This window comes from Vibrio sp. 2132-1 (assembly GCF_033344315.1).
Genome location: NZ_JAWPON010000691.1, coordinates 1 through 559, shown reverse-complemented (window position 1 = coordinate 559; position 559 = coordinate 1). Strand labels below are relative to the sequence as shown.

Genomic DNA, 559 nt, shown 5'->3' with positions numbered 1-559 from the left:
CGTACTTTCCCTCACGGTCTTGAACCTAAAGAGCCAATGCCGCTAACCGTTGATTCTATTCTCAATTCACAAGCGAAAGCAGCATCCTCATTTAAAAAACGCTCATCTCGTGGCCGTCCGACACGTCGCTAGTATACTTCCTTGGAAAACAATAGAGCCCTACTGACAGATCCAGTAAGGCTCTATTGTTCTTTAAAAGGATTAAGGGCAGCGAGTGGCCAACTGGTTCATCTCCGCCCAAGAAACTCTCGTAATTCGACTAACTTGTAGATTACGTCTTCTACTGATTACGCTTTTTCTTCTTTTTACCCGTTCCTGCTGGCTTTGCGCGCGGCTTCATCGGTAAAAAGTAGGCTTCACTTTGGTCATCTTCCACTTCAAAGCCTTCTACCTGCTCGCGTTCAAGCTGGAACTTATTTTTCTTTTCTATCACTTTAAAGTGGTGGTAGTCATCGTAATCGATAAGAGATAGACCTAGACCCACTTCCCCCGCACGGCCACTGCGTCCGATGCGATGCATATAATCGGCAGGACTACGCGGAAGATCGAAGTTAATCAC

1 protein-coding gene is annotated in these 559 nt (G+C 46.2%); it reads right to left on the bottom strand.

Going from position 1 to position 559, the window contains the following annotated elements; translation table 11 throughout:
• Window positions 1-280: 280 nt before the first annotated feature.
• A partial coding sequence (locus R8N47_RS27420) for a helicase-related protein (RefSeq protein ID WP_318186390.1) occupies window positions 281-559 on the bottom strand: 279 nt, incomplete at its 5' end.